Below are 19,096 nucleotides of genomic sequence, written 5' to 3'. Positions count from 1 at the left end.
GGAGAGCCGTTCGGCGACCCTACCGAAGTAGGGGGTGCGGGTGGCATAGTCGGATCAGCATCCGACGATCAGGGGGAGATCATGGACCAGAAGGCCGCATCCGCATCGATCGAGGCGGCGCATCACGAGCTGCGACGCTCGCTGCCGTTCTCGGACACGCGAGATTTCGTCGACGCCGACCGCGGCTTTCTCGGCGCCCTCGAGCCCGGTGTCGTGCACGCGGCCGATGGCCGGGTCGTGTGGGAGAACGACAGCTACGCCTTCATCGCGGGCGACGCCCCCGCGACGGTGAACCCCAGCCTCTGGCGGCAATCGTCGCTCGTCGCCAAGCAGGGACTCTACGAGGTCGTCGAGGGCATCTACCAGGTGCGCGGCCTCGACCTGTCGAACATCACCTTCGTCGAAGGCGACACCGGCGTGATCGTCATCGACCCGTTGATCTCCACCGAGACGGCAGCTGCCGCGCTCGGCCTCTATCGCGCGCACCGGGGAGACCGGAAGGTGGTCGCGGTCATCTACACGCACAGCCACGTCGATCATTTCGGCGGCGTCTTCGGCGTCGCGACCCAGGCGGAGGTCGATGCGGGCACGATCGCGGTGCTCGCCCCTGAGGGGTTCGTCGGGCACGCCGTCGCCGAGAACGTGTACGCCGGCACCGCCATGGCGCGCCGGGCCGGCTACATGTACGGTGCAGCACTCGATCGCGGTCCGCAGGGCCAGGTCGGGGCGGGGCTCGGCCAGACCACCTCGAGTGGAGAGGTCGGCCTGATCGTGCCGACGGTCGAGATCACGACGACCGGTGAGACGCACACCATCGACGGGGTCGAGATCGAGTTCCAGATGGCGCCCGGCACCGAGGCTCCGGCCGAGATGCACTTCTACTTCCCGCGCCACCGGGCCCTGTGCATGGCCGAGAATGCGACCCACACGCTGCACAACCTGCTCACCCTCCGCGGAGCCCTCGTGCGCGACCCGCACGTCTGGTCGAGCTACCTCACCGAGGCGATCGAGACCTTCGGCGACCGCGCCGACGTCGTATTCACTTCGCATCACTGGCCGACCTGGGGCCGTGAGCGAATCGTGGACTTCCTGTCCACGCAGCGCGACCTCTACGCCTACCTGCACGATCAGACGCTGCGCCTCCTGAATCAGGGATTCACCGGTACTGAGATCGCTGAGATGTTGGAGCTGCCCCCGGCGCTCGAGAACGCGTGGAACGCTCATGGGTACTACGGGTCGGTCAGCCACAATGTCAAGGCGATCTACCAGCGCTACATGGGCTGGTTCGACGGCAACCCTGCGCGACTCTGGGCGCACACGCCGTCGAACCTCGCCTTACGCTACGTCGACGCGATCGGCGGCATCGACCGGGTCGTCGAGGTCGCGCAGACGGCGTTCGACGCGGGCGACTTCCGATGGGCGGCCACGCTGCTCGACCACGCGGTCTTCGCCGACGAATCGCACGCAGCGGCACGGGCGCTCTACGCCGACACGCTCGAGCAACTCGCGTACGGCGCCGAGAACGGCACGTGGCGCAACTTCTTCCTCTCGGGGGCGACCGAACTGCGGGTCGGCAACTTCGGGACGCCGACCGCGACGAGCGCGCCTGCGATCGTCGCGCAGCTGAGCCCGCAGCAGATCTTCGACGCCATCGCGATCGCGGTGAACGGGCCGAAGGCGTGGGACTTGACCCTCGCGCTGGATGTCACGCTCACGGACATCGACAGGAACTACCGCGCGTCGTTGCACAACGGAGTCTTCATCGCCGTCGAGAAGCCGGCCGATGCGGAATCGGCGGATGCCACCCTGAAACTCACGAGAGCACGCATGATCGCGCTCCTCGGCGGCGACCTGACGTCGCCGGGCCTCGAGGTCTCCGGCGACACCGGAGCCCTGCCGACGCTCCTCGGCGTGCTCGACACGGGTGACCCGGCGTTCGCCATCGTGACCCCGTAGCGGGGCGGCGGCTCAGGACCCGGGCTGCACGAGGCCGGTGTCGTACGCGAGCACGACGGCGTGCACGCGGTCGCGCAAGCCGAGCTTCGAGAGGATCTTGCTGACGTGCGTCTTCACCGTCTGCTCGGCGATGAAGAGGGCGGCGGCGATCTCGGAGTTCGAGAAGCCGCGACCGACGAGGGTGAGCACCTCGCGCTCGCGCTCGGTGAGCTCGGCGAGGCGCGTGCCCGACGGGCGCGGCGGGGGCCCGGAGCGGGCGAAATCCTCGATGAGTCGGCGGGTCACGCTCGGTGCGAGCAGGGCATCGCCCGCGGCGACGATGCGCACCGCTGCGACGAGCTCCTCAGGGGTCGCGTCTTTCAGCAGGAAGCCGCTCGCGCCGGCGCGAAGCGCCTCGTAGACGTAGTCGTCGATGTCGAACGTCGTCAGCATGAGCACGCGCGGTACGTAGTCGCTCGAACGCGGCGGCGTCTGCAGGGCCTTGGTGGCCTCGAGCCCGTTGCGGCCCGGCATTCGCACGTCCATCACGACCACGTCGGGTCGCAGTTCGTGCGCCAAGGCCACGGCTTCGTCACCGTCGGCGGCCTGCCCGACCACCTCGATGCCGGGCTGAGCCGCGAGCACGGCGGCGAATCCCGCGCGCACCATCGCCTGGTCGTCGGCGATGAGTACCGAGATCGTCACACCGTGCCTCCATCCGACCCGAGGGGAAGGGTCGCGAGAACACGGTAGCCGCCGCCGGCCCGTACGCCGAACTCGGCGCGCCCGCCGAGGAGCGCCGCCCGCTCGCCGATGCCGATCAGACCGTGCCCGCCGCCCTTCGCGTCGGGCACAGGGGCATCCGTCGCCGCCTCGTTCTCGATGCACACGACGAGGTCATCGGCGAGCACTTCGACCGAGACGAAGGTCGGCGCGCCGGGAGCGTGACGCACGACGTTGCTGAGCGCCTCCTGCACGATGCGGTACGCAGCCATCGAGGCGAGGCCCGTGTCGGGCAGCGACTCGGCGATCGTGAGCTGCACCGGCACCCCGGCGCGTTCGACGGATGCCGCGAGCTCGGGCAGTTCGGCGAGACCCGGCTGCGGCGTGGTCTCCGCGGCGGCGTCATCGCTTCGCAGCACGCCGAGCAACTGCCGCATCTCGGTCATCGCGGAGCGGGCCGAGACGGCGATCTCGGCGAACTCGGTCTTCGCATCGTCGCTGAGGCCCTCGACCCGGTACGGCGCGCTCGTCGCCTGCACGTGGATGATCGAGAGGCCGTGCGCGACGACATCGTGCAGTTCTCGCGCGATGCGGTTGCGTTCCTCGACCAGCACGCGGCGTTGCTGCTCCGAGGCGGAGTGCGCTCGCTCGCGGAAGAGCTCGACGCCGATGAGTCGCCACTGGGCGAGCACGACGGCGACCGCGAAGGCGAGCGCCGTGACCGCGGCGCCGGTCACCATGCTCGAGGCGGCCCCGGCATCCACGAAGGCGAAGGGCATCGTCACCGCGACCGCGGCGACCCAGGCGCTGACGCCGACCTTCCAGTCGTACATGAGGCCGAGAACGATGAGCAGGGCCCCCTGACTGATGATCGAGGTGACCGGCCACGGCCACGGCGCACCGTCGGAGCCGGCCGAGAGCAGCGCGAAGACGAGCAGTCCGACGGCGGAGAGCCCGGCGGCCACCCAGGGCCACCGCACCGAGAGCGGGAGGGCCCCGGCGAGGGCGAGGCAGGCGGCGAACGCTGCAAGCAGGTGCACCCCGTAGACGGTCGCGGCCAGGGGAATGGAGACCGTGAGGAGCATGAACCCCAGCAGCGAGGTGGCGACCAGCATCCACGCACGGAACTGTCGCTCGTCGGCGCCCGGCCCGGGCAGCCCGCCGACGCCGCGAACGCCGCGAACGCCGCGGGCACCGCGGGCATGCGACTCGACGCCGATCGCAGCCGACGCCGAGGTGACCGTGACCCGGGGCGGCGCGGGCGGGCGGGGAGGTTCGCCGGGCGCGGTTCGATGGGTGCTTCGGGTCTCGTCCATAGTGCCAGTCACTCTGCCAGCGTCGGCTCGCCGCGACATCCCTCTGCAGAGCGATTGGTCGCCCCTACCCGGGTATGAGAAGCAGGCCGCGGCGGGATGCAGTAGGGATGCAGCAGGGATGCCGTCGGTGATAGCGTGCCGCTATCGAGCGATGGGGCCGCGCCGGACGGGCGATGGCGCCGGGTTGGGGGATCGGTGTCCGAGACGCAGCAGACGGCGATGCCGGCGCGACCGCGCGAACAATGGACCGGGCAGGTCGGGTTCATCCTCTCGGCGATCGGCTCCGCCGTCGGTCTCGGCAACATCTGGCGGTTCCCAGGCGTCGCGTACGAGAACGGCGGGGGCGCGTTCCTCGTGCCCTATCTCGTGGCGCTCATCACCGCCGGAATCCCGATCCTCTTCCTCGACTACGCGATCGGTCACCGATTCCGCGGCTCGGCCCCCACGGCGTTCCGTCGGCTTGGCGGACGAATGCGCGGCAAGTGGCTCGAGGGCATGGGCTGGTTCCAGGTGGCGATCGCCTTCGTCATCGCCCTCTACTACACGGTCGTCATCGCTTGGGCGCTCAGCTACTTCGTCTTCTCGTTCGACCTGCGCTGGGGCGACGACCCGGCCGGCTTCCTCACCGGCGACTACCTCCAGGTCAGCGACCCCGGGTTCAGCCTGCAGTTCGTGCCGAGCGTGCTCATCCCCCTGGTGATCGTGTGGGTCGTCACGCTGTTCGTGCTCGGGGCGGGCATCGCGAAGGGCGTGCAACGGGCGAACGTGATCTTCCTGCCGTTGCTCGTCGTCGCATTCCTCGTGCTCGTCGTCCGTGCGCTGTTCCTCGACGGAGCCGCTGAAGGCCTCAACGCGCTCTTCACACCCGACTGGGCGGCACTCGGCGACCCCGACGTGTGGATCGCGGCGTACAGCCAGATCTTCTTCTCGCTGTCGATCGCGTTCGGCATCATGATCACCTACGCCTCCTACCGGAAGCGACGCGCGAACCTCACCACGCCCGGACTCGTCGTCGCATTCGCGAACTCGTCGTTCGAGATCCTCGCGGGTATCGGCGTCTTCGCGACGCTCGGCTTCTTCGCATTCCAGCAGGGAGTGGCGATCGACGAACTCGAAGGGCTCACCGGCGTCGGGCTCTCGTTCATCACCTTCCCTGCGATCGTGTCGCAGATGCCAGGCGGCCCGCTGTTCGGTGCGTTGTTCTTCGGATCGCTCACGATGGCGGGGTTCACCTCGCTGCTCTCGGTGCTGCAGGTCGTCTCGGCCGGGTTCCAGGAGAAGTTCGGGCTCACCGCACGGCAGGCCGCCGTGCGGGTCGGAGGTGTCGCTGCGGTGCTGTCGATCCTGCTCTTCTCGACGACGACGGGCCTGCTCGCCCTCGATGTCGCCGACCAGTGGGCGAACAACGTCGGCATCGTGGCATCCGCTGTGCTCACGACCGTGCTCGTGCTCTGGGTCTTCCGCCGCGGTTCCGAACTGCGCTACCACCTGAATGCGGTGTCGACCTTCCAAGTGGGTCGGGTCTGGCTCTTCCTCGTGAGCGTGCTCGCCCCGGTGGTGCTGGGGTACATGCTCGTCTCCCGCATCATCACGCTCACGGTCGAGGGCTACGCCGATCTGCCCGGGTGGTACCTCGTGGCGATCGGCTGGGGAGCGATCCTCGCGATCGTGCTCGGTGCGTTCGTACTCACCTCGCTGCGCTGGCGCGCGGATCCCGACCGGTTCACGGCCTGGCCACCGTATCCGCCGGGTGCTGACGTTGTGAGCGAGTCATCCGCGGCGCCGTCGCGGGTGCCCCCGAAGGGAGCGGGATCATGACACCGACCGCCATCGTCTTCCTCGTCCTCGCGATCGTGCTCGTCTGGGGTGGTCTGATCGCGAGCACGCTGTTCCTCCGCAGCCGGCCCGACGCCGCAGGGATGCCCGCCGGCGGCGACGACGACCACCGCGAAGACGACGCCCCCGTCGAACGCGACACCTGAGCCGCGCGTTGGTCAGCCGTGCGGCCGTCGGCCGGGCGGCGGCGTGATGCCGTCGGTCACGGCATCGGGGCGCATCGCCGCCGAGGCGAGCACATCGCGCTGACGCTGCACGTGATTCGTCACGATGAGGCGTTCGTCTCGGAGCGGCAATTGCACGCGCTCCTCGGCCGGGATGCCGGCACGCAACTGGCGGGCTCGTTCGACCTCGGTGTCGAGCACCGCGCCGAAGAGCATCGCGAGATTCGAGAGCCAGACCCAGAGCAGGAGCGCCACGACCCCGCCCAGCACCCCGTAGGTGCGTTGGTAGCTGCCGAAACCCAGCACGTAGAGTGCGAACAGCGTCGTGGTGATCACCCAGGCCGTCAGCGCGACGATCGCGCCCACGCTGAACCAGCGCAGGTTGCGGCGCTTGACGTTCGGCGCAGCCCAGTAGAGCACGGCGATCACGAGGATGCCGATGCCCGCGAGCACGGGCAGCTTTCCGAGATCCCACCAGAACGCGACCCCCTGGTCGAGGCCGAGCACGCGTGCGATCGCCTCGGCCACCGGCCCCGTCGCCACGAGCAGTAGGGCCGCGGCCGCAGCGAGCACCACGAGCACGGCCGAGATGCCGAGCATCGCCGGTCGCGCCTCCCAGAACGGCCGGCCCTCCTCGACCCCGTAGATGCGGTTCATGCCCCGCCCGAACGCGCCGACGAAGCCGGACGCCGCCCACAGGGTGCCCACCAGCCCGGTCGCGAACGCGAGGCCGGCGTGCGAGGCGTGCAGCAGTTGATCGACGGGTTCGTCGAGTGCATCGACGACCGTGGCCCCGCCCAGATCCTCGACGACGCGCAGTGCATCCTCGACCACGGCTTCCGCACTGCCGAAGATGCCGAGGAGTGAGAGCACGGCGAGGAGTGCAGGGAACGCCGCGAGCAGCGCATAGAAGGTGAGCGCCGCTGCGATGTCGTGCGCCTGGTTGATGCGGTACTCGTGCACCGTGCGAGTGAGGATGACCCGCCAGTCGTCGCGGGAGAGCTGCACCGGTGAGTCGTGGTCGGCCATGGCGCCTCCGATCGTGGACGTCCCGAGCCTATGGGCGGCGGGCCGTCCGGGCACAGGGCTTGCTCCGCGGCAGTGGACGTGTCGTGGTCGTCATCAGTCGAGGTGCGAGTGCAGGAAGGCGGCGACTCTCGCACGGAGGGCCTCGTCGAGGATGCCGATCGAATGCTCGGAGCCTGCGACCGTCGCGAACTCGACGGGTACGCCGGCGGCCTCCAGCGTCGATGCGAAGCGCCGCGACTGGCCGAGCGGCACGACCTCGCTCTCGGCGTGACCGATGAAGAACGGCGGATCGCTCGCGTCGGCGTGACGACCGGGCGAGGCCTCCGCGGCTCGATCGCACTGCTCGTCGCCGGCGCCGGGTTCGCAGTCGAGGTACTCGCCGACGATGCGGCGCAGCCAGTCGGACGCGCCGTCGGCCGCGAGCTCGGATGCGCCGAGGCCCACGGGGCCCGACAGTTCGGCGACCGCCGCGACCCGGGCTCCCTCGTCGAGGGGACCATCGCCGGTGGTGCCGAGCAGCGCCGCGAGGTTGCCTCCGGCTGAACCACCGAAAGCACCGATGCGCCCCGGGTCGATGCCGAACCGCTTCGACTGCTCGGGTGCACGCAGCCACTCGACCGCGAGTGCGACGTCGTCGATCGCGGCGGGGAACCGCGCCGCCGGCACGAGGCGGTAGTTGACGGATGCAGCGACGAAGCCCTCGCTCGCGAGCCAGAGGCAGACGTTGCGCCAGTCGGCGTTGGCCTTGTCGCCCCTCGCCCAGCTGCCTCCGTGGATCGACACGACCGCGGGCAGGGGCCCGGAGGCGAGGCTCGCCCCGGCGGGAGTGCAGACGTCGAGGGTGAGCAGGGTGCCGTCTTCGCGAGTGCCGTATTCGAGGTCGGCCTCGACTTCGATGTCCGCCGGAGCGGTGAAGGTGCGGATGCCGACGATCTCGGTGCCCGCCAGTTCGCTCGCGGCGTCGGAGCCCTTCGGGTCGATCTCGCGGAGCTCCGTGTGGAATCCCGAGAGCGCGCCGACGCTCGCAATGGCGGCTGCGATGGCCGTGACAGCCCACACCACCCGCCTGGCGCGGGTGCCGGAGCCGCCTGTGCTTCGGTTCGAGGTCACACCGGGCTCCGGGTTCAGGGGTGGAGCGATGCTACCTCAGGACGGCAGCCGGTGGAAACGCTTGCCCTCCCGGCGTGCCCGGGACAGCACCCGCCTCGCCGTGGTCAGGCGAGCGACTTGGCGAAGCACACGGAGTGCGGCTCACCGACGTACTGGCCGAACTGCGGGATCTCGTGGTAGCCGTGACGCGTGTAGAGCGCCTGCGCTGCGTCGTGCAGGTCGCCGGTCTCGAGCACGATCTCGCGGATGCCGTGGCTCGCGGCATCCGCCTCGATGCGACCGAGCAGTGCGCCGGCGACGCCCATGCCACGGGCGCCGGGATCGACGAACATGCGCTTCAACTCGCCGCGGGTGACATCCGCATCGGCGACCAGTGCGGCGATGCCGACGGCGCGGTCGCCGTCGCGCGCCACGTAGAAGGAGACCTCGGGTCGCTCGAGGGTGGCGATGTCGAGCAGGAAGTTGCTCTCGGGTGGATAGAGGCTCTCGGCGTACGCGCTGCTGCCGTCGAGCAGGCGCTCGACCTCGGGCTGGCGGGGCGGTTCGACGGCGACGGTCACGGGGCGGCTCACCCGGCGAGCGTACGTCGGTCGCGTTTCCCGGGTGTTTCGTCGGGCGAGGGTCGGATGCCGCGTGCGGGACTTTCTCAGATGAGTCCGGTATTGTTGCCGAGTCGGTTCTAGACACCGCGCTGTGCGCGGATGGGTTTGTGAGTCCAAAGGGCCGGTTTCGAGGCAGAGGCCTCGAATAGTCACCGTATGTGAACGGCCCCGGTCGACGATGCTCCGGGTTCTCAGTGTGCTGCGCCTGCAGTGGCGCTGCCATGTACATGAGTACAACCCAGGAAGCCACAATGCCCAAGAACAAGAAGCCCCAAGGCGGCAGGCCCGCCAAGAACTTCGATCCCTCGTACGCGAAGGGCGGCTCGAAGGGCGGCCCGGCGCGCGCCGGATCGTCCAAGCCCGGCTCGCGCAGCGAGGGTCACCGCGGCTACCGCCCCGAGCCCGTCGATGCACCGCCCAAAGACCGTTGGTCGCGCGACGAGCGCGTCGCCACCGGCCGTGCCCCGCACCGCTCGGAGCGCGACGGCCGCACGGAGCGCCCCACGCGTTCGTTCGACCGCAACGACCGCCCGGCGCGTTCGTACGATCGCACCGAGCGTCCCGAGCGTCCCGAGCGTCCCGAGCGTCCCGAGCGTCCCGAGCGTCCCGCGCGTTCGTACGATCGTGATGACCGTGCGCCTCGCACCGGTGACCGCAACGATCGTCCGGCCCGTTCCTTCGATCGCTCCGACCGTCCGGCTCGTTCGTATGACCGCGATGACCGTGCGCCTCGCACCGGTGACCGCAACGATCGTCCGGCGCGTTCGTACGATCGCACCGATCGCCCCGCGCGTTCGTACGATCGTGATGACCGTGCGCCTCGCACCGGTGACCGCAACGATCGCCCGGCGCGTTCGTACGATCGCAACGAGCGTCCGGCTCGTTCGTACGATCGTGACGACCGTGCGCCTCGTTCGTACGATCGTGATGACCGTGCGCCTCGCACCGGTGGCCGCAACGATCGCCCGGCCCGTTCGTACGATCGCAACGACCGTCCGGCTCGTTCCTTCGACCGCAACGATCGCCCGGCCCGTTCCTTCGACCGTGACGACCGTGCCCCCCGTTCCAACGATCGCGGTGACCGCCCCGCGCGTTCGTACGATCGCACTGACCGGCCGGCACGCCCTGCGCACCGCGAAGATCGACCCGCGCGATCCTACGATCGCGACGACCGCCCCGCGCGTTCGTTCGACCGCACCGACCGTCCCGCTCGCACCGACCGCCCTGCGCGTTCCTACGATCGCGACGAGCGTGCCCCCCGCCGCGACGTCGACCGTGCCGGCTTCAAGGAGTCGGGCCGCCGCGAGTCGAGCTTCTACCCGGCGAAGGCAGCCGGGAACCGCCACTCGGCGAACGACGACGTCGTGCTCGAGCGCCTCGAGGCCGACGCCATCCAGGCGACCGAGGTCGATGGCGTGACCTTCGCCGACCTCGGACTCGGTGCCAACGTCGTGCGCGTGCTGAAGGAACTCGGCGCCGAGTCGCCGTTCCCGATCCAGGCCGCGACCATCCCGGTCGTGCTCGAGGGCCGCGACGTGCTCGGCCGCGGCAAGACCGGCTCGGGCAAGACGATCGCCTTCGGCGCTCCGACCGTCGAACGCCTCATGAGCCTGTGGGCGGAGTCCGGCAAGGCCGGCGGCAAGCGCCAGATGGGCCGCAAGCCTCGCGCGCTCATCCTCGCCCCGACCCGCGAGCTCGCCCTGCAGATCGACCGCACGGTGCAGCCGATCGCCCAGAGCGTCGGTCTCTTCACCACGCAGATCTACGGTGGTGTGCCCCAGGGCCGTCAGGTCGGCGCGCTCCAGCGCGGCGTCGACATCGTGATCGGCACCCCCGGTCGCATCGAAGACCTCGTCGAGCAGCGCCGACTCGACCTCTCGGAGGTCGTCGTCACCGTCATCGACGAGGCCGACCACATGTGCGACCTCGGCTTCCTCGAGCCGGTGCAGCGCATCCTTCGTCGCACCGCCGAGGGCGGCCAGAAGCTGCTCTTCTCGGCGACCCTCGACAAGGGCGTCGCGACGCTCGTCGACGAGTTCCTCGTCGAGCCCGCGGTGCACGAGGTCGCCGGTGAAGACCAGGCCTCTTCGACGATCGAGCACCGCGTGTTCGTCATCGGCAATCACGAGAAGCGCGACATCGTCGCCGAGCTCGCCAACCGCGAGGGCAAGACGCTCGTCTTCTCGCGCACCCGCGCGTTCGCCGAAGACCTCACCGGCCACCTCGAGGACTACGGCATCCGTGCCGTCGCCCTGCACGGCGACCTCAACCAGTCGCGCCGCACGCGCAACCTGCAGCAGCTCACATCGGGTCGGGTCAACGTGCTCGTCGCCACGGATGTCGCAGCACGCGGCATCCACGTCGACGACATCGACCTCGTGATCCAGGCCGACGCGCCCGACGAGTACAAGACCTACCTGCACCGCTCTGGCCGCACCGGCCGTGCGGGCAAGACGGGCCAGGTCGTCACGCTCATCCCGCGCAACCGCGAGCGTCGCATGACCGAGCTGCTCGACCGGGCCGAGATCGACGTCGAGTTCATCGACATGCGTCTCGGCGACGACTTCCTCGGCGAGCTCGAGCGCGGCGCGGCCTCCCCGGTCGACGAACTGAGCTTCGTGGCCGAAGTCGTGACCGACGCCGAGATCGAAGAGATCGTCGTCGTCGAAGAGGCCGTCGTCGTCGAAGGGGTCGTCGTCGAAGAGCTCGTCGAGGTCGTCGAGGTCATCGAGCCCGAGGCCGACGCCGCCGACGAGAAGCTCGCGAACTGAGACATCCGCTCGCTCTGAGCTGACGCTCGCGCTGAATCGCACGATGGCCCGCATCCCTTGGATGCGGGCCGTCGTCGTTTCTGCGGCGCAGCGGTGCGCGCCGGCGGGACGTGCTCACGGGTGTTCTCGCCATAGAGGTGCTCTACGACCCGGCGCATTCCGGCCGGGTGGCGCGCGTGGCATCCATTTGCCATAATTACTTCCTGAACGGTCGGTCACTAATTCAGACCGTCGGATGCCGCGAGCCCCTGCCTACGCTGGGTGCAGCGTTCCACCACAGACAGTGCAGTCAGGAGTGGCAGTGCCCAACAACAGCAGCGTGGCGGAGGCCTACCTCGTCGGAGGCGTTCGCACGCCGGTGGGCCGCTACGGCGGAGCCCTCGCCGGCGTGCGCCCCGACGACCTGGCCTCGCTCGTGGTCGGAGAGGCCGTGCGGCGCGCCGGCCTGGAGCAGGCGGCCATCGAGGCGGGCGCGATCGACGAGGTCATCCTCGGCGCCGCCAACCAGGCCGGAGAGGACAACCGCAACGTCGGCCGCATGTCGGTGCTGCTCGCGGGACTGCCCGACTCCGTGCCGGGCATCACGGTCAACCGCCTCTGCGCTTCGGGCATGTCGGCGATCACGATGGCCGCCCAGGCGATCCGGGCCGGCGACGCCGACCTCATCATCGCGGGCGGCGTCGAGTCGATGACGCGTGCGCCGTGGGTGCAGGCCAAGCCCGAGAAGGCCTGGGCGAAACCGGGCGCCGCGTACGACACCTCGATCGGCTGGCGCTTCCCGAACCCGAAGCTGCTCGCGCGCGAGAAGGCGACCTTCTCGATGCCCGAGACCGCCGAAGAGGTTGCTCGCCTCGACGGCATCACCCGTGCCGAAGCCGACGCGTTCGCACTGCGCTCGCAGCAGCGAGCCGCCGCCGCGATCACGGCCGGACGGTTCGAAGCAGAGATCGTCGGTGTCGCGACCGCTCGCGGCGAGGTGCTCGTCGACGAGGGGCCGCGACCCGAGACCACGCTCGAGGCGCTCGCGGGGCTGCGCGCCGTCGTGCCCGGCGGGTCGGTCGTGACGGCCGGCAATTCGAGCGCGTTGAACGACGGGGCATCCGCCATCGTGGTCGCGAGCGCAGCCGCCGTCGAACGCTACGGGCTGATCCCGCGTGCTCGGGTCGTCGTGGGCTCGTCCGCCGGGCTCGCGCCCGAGATCATGGGGCTCGGCCCGGTGCCCGCGACCGAGAAGGCACTCGCCCGATCGGGCCTGTCGATCGCCGATCTCGGCTCGATCGAACTCAACGAGGCGTTCGCCACGCAGTCGCTCGCGTCGATGCGCCGGCTCGGCCTGGACCCCGAACGGGTCAACGCCGACGGCGGCGCGATCGCCCTGGGGCATCCGCTCGGCTCGTCGGGCTCGCGGCTCGTCGTCACCCTGCTCGGTCGCATGGAGCGCGAGGGCTCGCGCCACGGCCTCGCGACGATGTGCGTGGGCGTCGGCCAGGGCGCCGCCCTCATCGTGGAGCGCATGTGATGAGCGAGGGTCTCGAGACGCCGCTGCTCATCGAGCGGTTCGACGACCGTGTCGTCGCCACGCTCAACCGGCCCGAGAAGCGCAATGCGATCGACCAGGCCACGATCGACGCGCTGCACCTGCTGTGCGCCGAGCTCGAGGCGATTCCGCGCACGCTCATCCTCACCGGTGCCGGCGGGGTGTTCGCCTCGGGCGCCGACATCGCCCAGCTGCGCGACCGGCGAGCGGAGGACGCGCTCGCCGGTATCAATGCGAACGCCTTCGTGCGGCTCGCACTGCTGCCGATGCCGGTGATCGCGGCACTCGACGGGTACGCGCTCGGTGGAGGTGCAGAGCTCGCGTACGCCGCCGACATCCGCATCGCGACGCCCGAACTCAAGATCGGCAACCCCGAGACCGGGCTCGGCATCATCGCGGCCGCCGGGGCGAGCTGGCGGCTGAAAGAGATCGTGGGCGACGCACGCGCGATCGAGATGCTCCTCACCGGCCGCACCGTCGATGCGCACGAGGCGCTCGCGATCGGACTCGTGAGCGCGCTGCATCCGGCCGCCGAGCTGCTCGCGGCGGCACATGCCATCGCCGATCGCGTCGCCCGCAACGACCGAGCGGCGACGATCGCCACGAAACGCGTATTCCGCGCATCGCGCGACGCGCACCCCGCCATCGACCTCGACGCGCAGGCGGTGCTCTTCGAGAGCCCCGAGAAGGCACGGCGCATGACCGAGTTCCTCGAGAGGAAGCCCAAGTGAACGACACGGCAACCGGAGCACCGGCCGACGTCGGCGTGCTCGGCGGCGGACGAATGGGCGCCGGCATCGCACACGCGTTCCTGCTCGCGGGCTCACGGGTCACGATCGTCGAGCGCGACGCGGATGCCGCGGGCGCTGCGTCGACTCGAGTGCTCGAGTCGGTCGCGGCCTCCGTGGCCCGCGGCAGCGCCGATGACGACGAGAGTGCGATCGCGGCGCGATTCGCCGTCTCGACCGAGGTCGGGGACTTCGCCCGCAGCGACCTGGTCGTCGAGGCGGTACCCGAAGATCTCGAGCTGAAGATCGACGCGCTCACCCGGGTCGAAGCGGTGCTCGCGCCCGGTGCCGCGCTCGCGTCGAACACCTCGTCGATCTCGATCGACCAGCTCGCCGCGCTGCTCGATCGGCCCGAGCGCTTTCTCGGCCTGCACTTCTTCAACCCGGTGCCGGCGTCGACGCTCGTCGAGATCGTGCGCGGCGCAGCGACGGACGGCCCGCTCGTCGAGCAAGCGCGCGGCTGGGTGCACGCGATCGGCAAGACGCCCATCGTCGTCGCGGATGCGCCGGGCTTCGCGTCGTCACGGCTCGGCGTCGCCCTCGGGCTCGAGGCGATCCGCATGCTCGAAGACGGCGTCGCGTCGGCGGAGGACATCGACGCTGCGATGGCCCTCGGCTACAAGCATCCCGTCGGGCCCCTGCGCCTCACCGACATCGTCGGACTCGACGTGCGACTCGGCATCGCCGAGTACCTCTCGAACACGCTCGGCGAGCGTTTCGCCCCGCCCGCCCTGCTGCGCCGCATGGTCGCCGAGGGCAAGCTCGGCCGCAAGACCGGCGAGGGCTTCTACCTGTGGGATGCCCCGTGATGATGCCTTCATGTCACGCGAGTGGGCGATCTTGGCGATGCAGCGCCGCATCGCACGACCAAGATCGCCCATTCGATGGAACCTGCGGGCTGACGAGAGAGAGAAGACGATGACCGAGATGCTTCCGAGCTACGTGAATGGCGAGTGGTGGGTGCCGGATGCCGCGGAGACCGCCGCGCAGGAAGTGCGCGACGCGTCGACCGGGGAGCTCGTGGCGAACGTCTCCACCGAGGGGCTCGACCTCGGAGCTGCGCTCGAGTACGCACGCACCGTCGGGCAGGCCTCGCTCGGCAGGCTCACGTTCCACCAGCGCGCGGTGCTGCTCAAGCAGATGGCGCTCGCGCTCACCGAACGCAAGGCGGAGCTCTACGAGATCTCGGCGCGCACCGGTGCGACGAAGCAGGACTCGTGGGTCGACATCGACGGCGGAATCGGCGTGCTCTTCACGTACTCGTCGAAGGGGCGCCGCGAGATGCCGAACTCGATGGTCTACGTCGACGGTGCCGTCGAGAATCTCTCGAAGGACGGTTCATTCCTCGGGCGGCATATCTACACCCGGCTGCCCGGAGTGGCCGTGCAGATCAACGCCTTCAACTTCCCGGTCTGGGGTTCGCTCGAGAAATTCGCGCCCGCCTTCCTCGCCGGAGTGCCGACGCTCGTGAAGCCCGCGACACCCACCGGCTACCTCGCCGAGGCGTTCGTGCGCATCCTCGTCGAATCGGGTCTGCTGCCCGCAGGTTCCCTGCAACTCGTGTCGGGCAGCGTGCCCGATCTCTTCGACCACCTGCGACTCGGCGACCTCGTGGCCTTCACCGGCTCGGCCTCGACCGCTGAGAAGCTGCGCCGCCACCCGTCGGTCCAGATCGGCGGTGTGCGCTTCACGGTCGAGACGGACTCGATCAACGCGAGCGTGCTCGGCACCGACGCGGTCGAGGGCACGCCCGAGTTCGACGCCTACGTGAAGCAGCTCGTGGCCGAGATGACCACGAAGGCCGGGCAGAAGTGCACGGCGATTCGCCGGGCGATCGTGCCCGCGGCATCCGTCGATGCGGTCGTCGACGCCGTGCGCGCCCGCATCTCCGAACGTGTCGTGCTCGGCGACCCCCGCGCCGCCGGGGTCACGATGGGCCCGCTGGCCTCGCTCGCGCAACGCGATGAGGTGCTCCGTCAGGTCGGCAGGCTCGAGGCCGGCGGCGGCGAGCTCGTGATCGGGTCGACGGATGCCCCGAGCGTGGTGCTCCCCGAGGGCGGTACCGCCGAGGCATCCGACGGCGCCTTCGTGGCCCCCATGCTGCTGCGGTTCGCGGATGCCTCGAGCTCGGCGCTGCACGAGGTCGAGGCGTTCGGCCCGGTCTCGTCGATCGTCGGCTACGACACGCTCGCCGAGGCGGCCGCGCTCGTGGCGCGCGGCGGCGGCTCGCTCGTGACGAGCGTCGCGACGCATGACCCGGCTGTCGCCGTCGAGCTCGCCGGTGGCATCGCTGCGTACAACGGCCGCGTGCTCTTCCTCGATCGCGACGACGCGCGCTCCTCGACCGGCCACGGCTCCCCGCTGCCGAACCTCGTGCACGGCGGGCCCGGACGGGCCGGCGGCGGTGAGGAGCTGGGCGGTATCCGCGCAGTGCTGCACCACATGCAGCGCACCGCGGTGCAGGGCTCGCCCGAGATGCTGACCGCGCTCACGGGCGTCTGGCACACGGGGGCGGCGTCGCAGCCCGAGGGCGTGCACCCGTTCCGCAAGTCCCTCGCGGAGCTGAAGATCGGCGATCAGGTCGTGTCGGGTTCGCGCGAGGTGACCCTCGACGACATCGAGACCTTCGCGGCGTTCACCGGTGACACGTTCTACGCGCACATGGATGAGGAGGCAGCATCCGCGAACCCGTTCTTCCCCGGCCGGGTCGCGCACGGCTACCTGCTCGTCTCGTGGGCCGCCGGGCTCTTCGTCGATGCCGCGCCCGGCCCGGTGCTCGCGAACTCGGGGCTCGAGAACCTGCGCTTCATGACGCCGGTCTCGCCCGGCGACTCCATTCGCGTCGAGCTCACCGCGAAGCAGATCACTCCGCGCGAGACCGACGAATACGGCGAGGTGCGCTGGGACGCGGTGCTGAAGAACCAGGACGACGAGCTCGTCGCGGCGTACGACGTGCTCACGCTCGTCGCGAAGGAGCTCGCGCCGGAGGCCGCGTAGAGCGGGCGTGCCTCGAGCAGCGAGCGTACCGCCGGTTGAGGAGCGAGCGCCAGCGAGCGGGTCCGCCGGTCGAGGAGCGAGCGTATCGAGACCCTGCGCCTCAGGGGCTGGTCTCGATACGCGTCCTCCTTCGTCGGTCGCTACTCGATCGACGGGGTGGTCAGCCGCGCAGCGCGAGCACGAACGGGAGCACCTCGCTCGCTCCGGCGCGGCGCAGCTCGCGTGCGGCGATCGTCAGGGTCCACCGGCTGTCGGCCTGATCGTCGACGAGCAGCACCCCACCGGTCGGCACCTCGAGGCCGTCGGCGGTGAAGCGCTGCCAGAGCCCGGCGAGGCGGAACGCACTGTTGCCGCCCGGCTGCCCAGTGGGGCCGTCGCCCGCGGGCGAGAGTGCCCCGAGGTAGGGCAGCCGCCCGACCTCGGCGAGTCCGCGGGCGAGCGAGTCGACGAGCAGCGGGCGCGAACGCGAGGGCATCGCGACGACCGCGACGGGGCGCTCGGCCCAGCCCCAGTCGGCGAGCACGCGCACGCACGCAGCGAGCACCTGTGGTGAAACGGGAGCGTCGGGCGCACCGGCTGCGAACAGCTCGCGCAGCGTGCCGCCCCAGCCGAGGTCGGTGAGTCGGGCGAGCGCCCGGCCTTCGCCCGATTGCTCGGCGGGAGCGATGCGTCCCTTCACGGGCACGCCGAGCCGGTCGGCTCCCGTGGGCCACTGCCGTCGCGGCTCGATCGGCACTCCGACGCGGTCGAGCGACTCGGCAGCCGAAGCACTCGCGGAGGCCTCGATCTCGCGCGGGTACCAGACGCCCGCGCAGTTGTCGCACCGCCCGCAGGGCGCGGCCGTTTCATCGTCGAGCGAACGCTGCAGGAACTCCATGCGGCATGCGCCGGTCTGCTCGTACTCGATCATGTGCTGCTGCTCGGCCTCGCGCTCGGCCGCGATGCGACGATAGCGCTCGGCGTCGTACACCCAGGGCTCGCCGGTCGCGACCCAACCGCCCTGCACCCGGCGCACCGCGCCATCGACGTCGAGCACCTTGAGGAGCAACTCGAGCGGCGTGCGGCGGATATCGACCATCGCCTCGAGCGCGGGCGTGGAGACGGGCACGTCGGAGAGCGCGCCGATGACGCGCTCCGCGCGCTCTTGATCGGGCATCGACGCGGTCGCGAAGTAGTGCCAGATGGCGCCGTCTTCGGTGCCGGGCAGCAGGAGCACGTCGGCGCTCTCGCTCGCGCGGCCGGCACGGCCCACCTGCTGGTAGTAGGCGACGGGCGAGGATGGCGCGCCGAGGTGCAGCACGAAGCCGAGGTCGGGCTTGTCGAAGCCCATGCCGAGCGCGCTCGTTGCCACGAGCGCCTTCACCTCGTTGCGCTTCAGCATGCCCTCGGACTCGGTGCGCTCGTCGGTGTCGGTCTGCCCGGTGTATGCGCGCACCTCATGCCCCCGCTGGCGCAGGAGGCGGGCGGTGTCGTTGGCCGCGGCGACGGTCAGCGTGTAGATGATGCCCGAGCCGGGGAGGTCGTCGAGGTGGCTGAGCAGCCACGCCAGCCGGCTAGGGGAGTCGGGCAGCCGCAGCACGCCGAGTCGCAGCGATGCCCGGGCGAGCGGCCCGCGAATCGTGAGCACCTCTCCCGCCGAGCCGAGCTGCTCGGCGACGTCGGCGACCACCCGGCTGTTCGCCGTCGCCGTGGTCGCGAGCACCGGCACCTCGGCCGGCATCTGCGCGATCAGGTCGCGCAGCCGTCGGTAGTCGGGCCGGAAGTCGTGGCCCCAGTCGCTGATGCAGTGCGCCTCGTCGACGACGAGCATGCCGATGCGGCGCACGAGGGCCGGCAACTGCTGCTCGCGAAAGGCGGGGTTGTTGAGCCGTTCGGGTGAGACCAGCAGCACGTCGACCTCGTCGCGGTCGAGCTGGGCGAGCACGTCGCTCCACTCGTGCGCATTCGTCGAATTGATCGCCACGGCACGAACCCCGGCGCGTTCGGCGGCGGCGATCTGGTCGCGCATGAGCGCGAGCAGCGGCGAGACGAGCACCGTGGGCCCCGCCCCCTGGCGGCGCAGCAACAGCGTCGCGACGAAGTACACCGCGGACTTGCCCCATCCGGTGCGCTGCACGACGAGGGCGCGTCGGCGCCCCTCGACGAGCGCGTCGATCGCCTCGAACTGGCCGTCGTGGAAGTCGGCGTCGTCTCGCCCCACGAGTTCGCGCAGGGCGACGAGGGCGGCGGCGCGGGTGTCGGCGGGCGGTGCGGCGAGGGTCATGGCGTCCACTCTGCTGCACGCCGCC

At 70.4% G+C, this 19,096-nt stretch carries 14 protein-coding genes; 8 read left to right on the top strand and 6 right to left on the bottom strand.

Translation table 11 applies throughout. The features are described from left to right. Nucleotides 1–81: 81 nt before the first annotated feature. Nucleotides 82–1,956 carry an alkyl/aryl-sulfatase gene (locus AC6CH0_RS03005; RefSeq protein WP_498098207.1) on the top strand — a complete coding sequence of 625 codons (1,875 nt, stop codon included), beginning with the start codon at nt 82–84 and terminating at the stop codon, nt 1,954–1,956. A gap of 12 nt (nt 1,957–1,968) precedes the next feature. Here AC6CH0_RS03005 and AC6CH0_RS03000 read toward each other — a convergent pair whose 3' ends face one another. Further along, complete coding sequence (locus tag AC6CH0_RS03000; protein ID WP_498098206.1) at nt 1,969–2,640, bottom strand: response regulator; 672 nt, start codon at nt 2,638–2,640, stop codon at nt 1,969–1,971. Next, complete coding sequence (locus AC6CH0_RS02995; protein ID WP_498098205.1) at nt 2,637–3,974, bottom strand: sensor histidine kinase; 1,338 nt, start codon at nt 3,972–3,974, stop codon at nt 2,637–2,639. The genes AC6CH0_RS03000 and AC6CH0_RS02995 overlap by 4 nt, the downstream gene beginning before the upstream one ends. A 219-nt stretch (nt 3,975–4,193) precedes the next feature. Between AC6CH0_RS02995 and AC6CH0_RS02990 the strand changes: the two genes are divergently transcribed. Next, nucleotides 4,194–5,792, top strand: coding sequence for a sodium-dependent transporter (locus AC6CH0_RS02990; protein WP_498101002.1), 1,599 nt, complete (start codon nt 4,194–4,196; stop codon nt 5,790–5,792). Continuing rightward, nucleotides 5,789–5,956 carry a methionine/alanine import family NSS transporter small subunit gene (locus tag AC6CH0_RS02985; RefSeq protein WP_498098204.1) on the top strand — a complete coding sequence of 56 codons (168 nt, stop codon included), beginning with the start codon at nt 5,789–5,791 and terminating at the stop codon, nt 5,954–5,956. Before AC6CH0_RS02990 ends, AC6CH0_RS02985 begins: the two co-directional genes overlap by 4 nt. Before the next feature lie 12 nt (nt 5,957–5,968). Here the strand turns inward: AC6CH0_RS02985 and AC6CH0_RS02980 are convergent, their stop codons facing one another. The 3 genes from AC6CH0_RS02980 to AC6CH0_RS02970 all read right to left on the bottom strand — a co-directional run bounded on the left by AC6CH0_RS02980 (nt 5,969) and on the right by AC6CH0_RS02970 (nt 8,685). Further along, nucleotides 5,969–7,003, bottom strand: a complete 1,035-nt coding sequence (locus tag AC6CH0_RS02980; RefSeq protein WP_498098203.1) for a YihY/virulence factor BrkB family protein — start codon at nt 7,001–7,003, stop codon at nt 5,969–5,971. A gap of 93 nt (nt 7,004–7,096) precedes the next feature. Beyond that, the gene (locus tag AC6CH0_RS02975) at nt 7,097–8,113 is read right to left on the bottom strand and encodes an alpha/beta hydrolase (RefSeq protein ID WP_498098202.1); all 1,017 of its coding nucleotides are present in this window, start codon (nt 8,111–8,113) and stop codon (nt 7,097–7,099) included. 104 nt (nt 8,114–8,217) lie between these two features. After that, entirely contained in the window at nt 8,218–8,685 is a 468-nt protein-coding gene (locus AC6CH0_RS02970) for a GNAT family N-acetyltransferase (protein WP_498098201.1), read from the bottom strand. A gap of 281 nt (nt 8,686–8,966) precedes the next feature. On the opposite strand from AC6CH0_RS02970, the gene AC6CH0_RS02965 reads away from it, so the two are divergent. The 5 genes from AC6CH0_RS02965 (at nt 8,967) to paaZ (ending at nt 16,808) form a co-directional block, all read left to right on the top strand. Then, on the top strand, nt 8,967–11,486 hold the full coding sequence (locus AC6CH0_RS02965; RefSeq protein WP_498098200.1) for a DEAD/DEAH box helicase: 2,520 nt from the start codon (nt 8,967–8,969) through the stop codon (nt 11,484–11,486). Nucleotides 11,487–11,805: 319 nt separating this feature from the next. Continuing rightward, nucleotides 11,806–13,005, top strand: coding sequence for an acetyl-CoA C-acyltransferase (locus tag AC6CH0_RS02960; protein ID WP_498101000.1), 1,200 nt, complete (start codon nt 11,806–11,808; stop codon nt 13,003–13,005). Beyond that, nucleotides 13,005–13,754 (top strand): enoyl-CoA hydratase/isomerase family protein, encoded by a 750-nt coding sequence (locus AC6CH0_RS02955; RefSeq protein ID WP_498098199.1) that lies wholly within the window; start codon nt 13,005–13,007, stop codon nt 13,752–13,754. Before AC6CH0_RS02960 ends, AC6CH0_RS02955 begins: the two co-directional genes overlap by 1 nt. Continuing rightward, complete coding sequence (locus tag AC6CH0_RS02950; protein ID WP_498098198.1) at nt 13,751–14,620, top strand: 3-hydroxyacyl-CoA dehydrogenase family protein; 870 nt, start codon at nt 13,751–13,753, stop codon at nt 14,618–14,620. Before AC6CH0_RS02955 ends, AC6CH0_RS02950 begins: the two co-directional genes overlap by 4 nt. Nucleotides 14,621–14,729: 109 nt before the next feature. Then, nucleotides 14,730–16,808, top strand: coding sequence for a phenylacetic acid degradation bifunctional protein PaaZ (gene paaZ, locus AC6CH0_RS02945; RefSeq protein WP_498098197.1), 2,079 nt, complete (start codon nt 14,730–14,732; stop codon nt 16,806–16,808). 160 nt (nt 16,809–16,968) lie between these two features. Here paaZ and AC6CH0_RS02940 read toward each other — a convergent pair whose 3' ends face one another. Next, nucleotides 16,969–19,071: a RecQ family ATP-dependent DNA helicase gene (locus AC6CH0_RS02940; protein WP_498098196.1), complete on the bottom strand. Its 2,103-nt coding sequence runs from the start codon at nt 19,069–19,071 to the stop codon at nt 16,969–16,971. Nucleotides 19,072–19,096 lie beyond the last annotated feature (25 nt).

The organism is Agromyces sp. GQ35, from assembly GCF_059758475.1.
Note: the sequence above shows the minus strand (reverse complement) of the source record. Positions and strands in the feature narration are given on the sequence as shown.